Raw genomic sequence first — 4613 nt, 5'->3', positions numbered from 1 at the left:
GCCGCACGAGCGGCACCGCCGCCTCCCGCCCCCACGCCGTCTGTGACGGTTACCCGCGATCCGTTACGGCCCCGAGGGGTGGGCCTCGCCTGAGGTGTGTAACTCCCATGCCCCGCACCACCCGCCTGGCCGGCGCGGCCGCCCTCGCGCTGGCCGCCGCCCTGACCCTCTCCGCCTGCGGCTCCTCCGGCGGCGGCTCCACCGCCGCCAAGGTCACCCGGCAGAAGGAGGACACCCCGTACCAGGGCACCAAGCTCGCCAAGAACTTCGAGAAGCCGGACCTCCAGCTGACCGACACCGCCGGCCAGCCCTTCGACCTGCGCCGGCAGACCGACGGCAAGGCCACCCTGCTGTTCTTCGGGTACACCAGCTGCCCGGACGTCTGCCCGACCACCATGGGCGACATCGGCGTCGCGATGAAGGCGCTCCCCGCGGAGGAGCGGCAGAAGGTCAACGTCGTCTTCGTCTCCACCGACCCGCAGCGCGACACCCCCCAGGTGCTGCGCACCTGGCTGGACTCGATGGGCAGCGACTTCATAGGCCTCACCGGGGACCTGGCCAAGGTGAAGACCGCCGCCAGGTCGCTCGGCATCATGATCGAGGACCCGGTCGTCAACGCGGACGGGACGGTCACCTCCACCCACGGCGCGCAGGTGCTGGCCTTCCTCCCCTCGGACGACAAGGCGCACGTGCTCTACATGAGCGGCACCGAGGAGAAGACCTACGAGCACGACCTGCCGCTGCTCGCCAAGGGGGTCGCGGCGTGACCCCGGCGCAGACCGGGACCCACCGCTTCCGCCGCAGCGCCCTGCTCGGCGCCGTCGTCGCCACAGCCCTGGGCGGCGGCGCCATCCTGGCCGCCTGCGGGACGGGCGGCGGCGCGGGCGGCCAGGACGGTGCCGCCGCCGGCCCGGCCAGGCTCAGCGTCGCCGACTCCTACATCCCGCTCCCCCCGGCCGGCGGCATGGCGGCCGGCTACCTGACCGTCCGCAACGACGGCGGGCAGGACCAGCTGCTCAAGGTGAGCAGCCCGGCCGCCGAGTCGGTCACCATGCACCGCTCGAGCGCGTCGACCATGGAGCAGGTGGACAGCCTCGACGTCCCCGCGCACGGCGCGCTGCAGCTCGCCCGGGGCGGCAACCACCTCATGATCATGGGGTGGCAGAAGGCCCCGGTCCTCGGCGACGAGCTGGAGCTGGACCTCACCTTCGCCAAGTCCGGCACCATCTCGGTCAAGGTGCCGGTCAAGGAGCTCACCTACCGCCCCGGCCAGAGTTAAGGGGACCGCCACCATGCAGTCGGCCGGCCTGGAGAAGGCCACCCACCGCCGGATCGCCGGGGTGCTCGGAGTACTCGGCGCGTTGCTCGCGCTGATGCTCGCGGGCGCCGGGCCGGCCTCCGCGCACGCCACCCTGGATTCCACCGACCCGCGGCAGAACTCGGTGGTCGCCACCGCCCCGCAGGCGGTGACGCTGACCTTCAGCGAGTCCGTCTCGCTCTCCGGCGACTCCGTCCGGGTGCTCGACCCGGCCGGCAAGGCCGTGGACACCGGCAACCCGGCGCACGCCGACGGCAAGGGCAACACCGCCCGGGTCGGGCTGCGCGACGGACTCGCCAACGGCACGTACACGGTGGCCTGGCGGGCCGTCTCGGACGACTCCCACCCGGTCGGAGGGGCGTTCACCTTCTCCATCGGCGCGCCCTCGGACACCTCGGTGTCGGCCACCGCGCTCCAGGGCGCCGAGGCCGACGGCCTGGTCGCCGCCCTGTACGGCACCGGGCGCACCGTCGCGTACGCCGCCTTCGCGCTGCTGGTCGGCGTCGCCGCCTTCGTGCTGCTCTGCTGGCCGGCCGGCACCGCCCGGCGCCGGGTGCAGCGGCTGCTGATGACCGGCTGGACGGCGCTGCTGGTCTCCACCGTCGCGGTGCTGATGCTGCGCGGCCCGTACGAGCGCGGCTCCGGGATCGGGCAGGCCTTCGACCTGTCGCTGGTGCGCGCCACGCTGGACGAGCGGATCGGCACCGCGCTGGCCGCCCGGCTGCTGCTGCTCGCGGCGGGCGGGGTGTTCCTGTCGCTGCTGGTCGGGCAGTTGGGGCAGCCGCCGCGGCCGGTCGTGCCGAAGCCGCGGGACGAGGAGGAGGCCGGCCCCGACGGCCGTACGGGCTCCGGGGCCTCCGCCGCCTCGGAGGACGACGCCGAGGCCGCCGAGCTGCGCGAGCTGGAGCAGCGGGTCGCCGAACGGCCGCAGCGCGAGGCCCGGCTCGGCCTCGGCGTGGCCGGGCTGGTGCTGGCCGTCGCCCTCTCGGCGACCTGGGTCGGCGCCGACCACGCCTCGGTGGGCATCCAGGTCTGGCTGGCGCTGCCGCTCGGCATCCTGCACCTGATCGCGATGGCGCTCTGGCTGGGCGGGCTGACCGCGCTGCTGGTCGCGCTGCGCGAGGGCGTCGGCGCCGAGGTGGCGGACCGCTTCTCGAAGATCGCCTTCGGCTCGGTGGCCGTCCTGGCCGGGACCGGGATCTACCAGTCCTGGCGGGGCCTGGGCAGCTGGGGCGCGCTGACCGGCACCGAGTACGGGCGGCTGCTGCTGGTGAAGAGCGGCTGCGTGGTCGCGATGCTCGGCGTCGCCTGGATCTCCCGCTCCTGGCTGGCCAGGCTGCGCTCGGCCCCGGACGAGGCGGTCGAGGTCGCCCCGGCCGAGCTGCCGGAGCCGGTCGCCGTGGCGGCGCAGCAGAGCGAGGACCCGGTCCGGCAGGCGCAGCTGGAGCGCCAGCGGGCCGCGCTGCGGAGCGCCGGACGCGACCGTGGGCTGACCCCGACCCGGGCCGGGCTGCGCCGCTCGGTGCTGGTCGAGGCGCTGGTCGCGGTGGCGGTGCTGGTGGTCACCACGATGCTCACCAACTCCCCGCCCGGACGGGTGGCGGGCGAGGTCAAGGCCGGGGCGGCCGCCGCTCCGGCGGCCGGCGGGGCCGCGGCGGCGCCGCAGACCGAGCCGGGCCGCACCGTCGACCTCAGGCTCCCGTACGACACCAAGGGCCGGACGCCGAACGCCAAGGGCACCGCGACCGTCACCCTCAACCCGGCCCGGACCGGGCCGAACGAGGTGAAGCTCGCGCTGGACGGCGCGGACGGGCAGCCGGTGGACGTCCCCGAGGTGGAGCTGGCCTTCACCCTGCCGGACCGCGACCTCGGCCCGCTGCCGGTCGCGCTCACCCCGGAGGGCACCGGCCGCTGGAGCGGCACCGCGCAGCTGCCGCTGGCGGGCACCTGGGTGGTGTCGGTGCAGATCCGCTCCTCCGACATCGACCAGACCACCCCGACCCAGCAGTTCAAGATCGGATGAGCGGGGTGACCGACATGTCGACGGACCACGCTCCGACGGATCACGGCCCGACGGGCCACGGCTCCGCGGACCACGGCTCGGCAGGGCCCGCGGGCTTCACCCGGCGGGCGCTGCTCGGCACCGCCGGGGCCGGGCTGCTGGCCGGGGCCGGCGCGGGCGTCGCCGGAGCGGTCGCCTACGACCGCCCCGACCGGAGCGCCCGGGCCGCGGCCGGCCCGGGCGGCGCGCTGGGCGCGGCCCGGCTGCCGTTCCGCGGCGAGCACCAGGCCGGGATCACCGACCCGCCGCAGGCCAGGGTCCAGCTGGCCGCCTTCGACCTGGCCGAGGGCGTCGGCCGGGACGGGCTGCGCACCCTGCTCCAGCGCTGGACCAAGGCGGCCGACCGGCTGACCGCCGGGGAGCCCTCCGAGGAGTTCGACAACCAGGTCGCGCTGGACGCCGGGCCCTGCTCGCTCACCGTCACGGTCGGCTTCGGCGCCGCGCTGTTCGACAAGGCCGGGCTGGCCGACCGCCACCCGCCCGGGCTCGCACCGCTGCCCGCCTTCCCCGGCGACGCGCTCGACCCGGCCCGCGGCGACGGCGACCTGTTCGTCCAGATCGGCGCGGACGACGCCCTGGTCGCGGTGCACGCCCTGCGGGTGCTCCAGCGGCTGGCGGCCGGCACGGCGGCGCTGCGCTGGCAGTCGGCCGGCTTCGCCCGCACCCCCGGCGCCGCCGCCCAGCCGGTGACCGGACGCAACCTGATGGGCCAGATCGACGGCACCAACAATCCCCGGCCGGACGAGGAGGGGTTCGCCGCCAAGGTGTTCTGTACCGCCGGCGGCGACCAGCCGGCCTGGCTGGCCGGCGGCTCGTACCTGGTGTTCCGGCGGATCCGGATGCTGCTGGACAACTGGGAGGCGCTGCCGGTGGACCGGCAGGAGCGGGTGATCGGGCGGCGCAAGTCGGACGGCGCCCCGCTCGGCGCGCCCGCCGGGGCCGGTGAGCGCTCCCCGGTCGACCTCGCCGCGCAGGGCCCGGACGGCACCCTGGCGATCCCCGCCGACGCGCACATCCGGGTCGCCGCCCCGGCGGCCAACGGCGGGGCGGCGATGCTGCGGCGCGGCTTCTCGTACCACGACGGGCTGCTGCCGGACGGCTCACCGGACGCCGGGCTCCTCTTCCTCGCCTTCCAGAACGACCCGGGCAGGGGCTTCACCCCGGTGCAGCGCAAGCTCTCCCGGGGCGACGGCCTCTCCCGCTTCCTGCGGCACGAGGCGAGCGGCCTGTACG

At 76.0% G+C, this 4613-nt stretch carries 4 protein-coding genes; all 4 read left to right on the top strand.

Annotation, left to right across the window (positions count from 1 at the left end):
• Positions 1 to 107 precede the first annotated feature (107 nt).
• On the top strand, positions 108 to 767 hold the full coding sequence (locus ACFU6K_RS32060; protein ID WP_380669001.1) for an SCO family protein: 660 nt from the start codon (positions 108 to 110) through the stop codon (positions 765 to 767).
• Positions 764 to 1279 carry a copper chaperone PCu(A)C gene (locus tag ACFU6K_RS32055; protein WP_380668999.1) on the top strand — a complete coding sequence of 172 codons (516 nt, stop codon included), beginning with the start codon at positions 764 to 766 and terminating at the stop codon, positions 1277 to 1279. Before ACFU6K_RS32060 ends, ACFU6K_RS32055 begins: the two co-directional genes overlap by 4 nt.
• 13 nt (positions 1280 to 1292) lie before the next feature.
• Entirely contained in the window at positions 1293 to 3341 is a 2049-nt protein-coding gene (locus tag ACFU6K_RS32050) for a FixH family protein (protein ID WP_380668996.1), read from the top strand.
• 14 nt (positions 3342 to 3355) lie between these two features.
• Positions 3356 to 4613: Dyp-type peroxidase (locus ACFU6K_RS32045; protein ID WP_380668994.1), on the top strand; the 1258-nt coding region annotated here is incomplete at its 3' end.

Source organism: Kitasatospora sp. NPDC057512, assembly GCF_042802135.1.
Lineage (GTDB): Bacteria > Actinomycetota > Actinomycetes > Streptomycetales > Streptomycetaceae > Kitasatospora.
Note: the sequence above shows the minus strand (reverse complement) of the source record. Positions and strands in the feature narration are given on the sequence as shown.

Excerpts from the sequence above, each read along its gene's own strand:
- ACFU6K_RS32060 (WP_380669001.1), top strand. The coding sequence starts at position 108 with ATGCCCCGCACCACCCGCCTGGCCGGCGCGGCCGCCCTCGCGCTGGCC.
- ACFU6K_RS32050 (WP_380668996.1), top strand. The coding sequence starts at position 1,293 with ATGCAGTCGGCCGGCCTGGAGAAGGCCACCCACCGCCGGATCGCCGGG.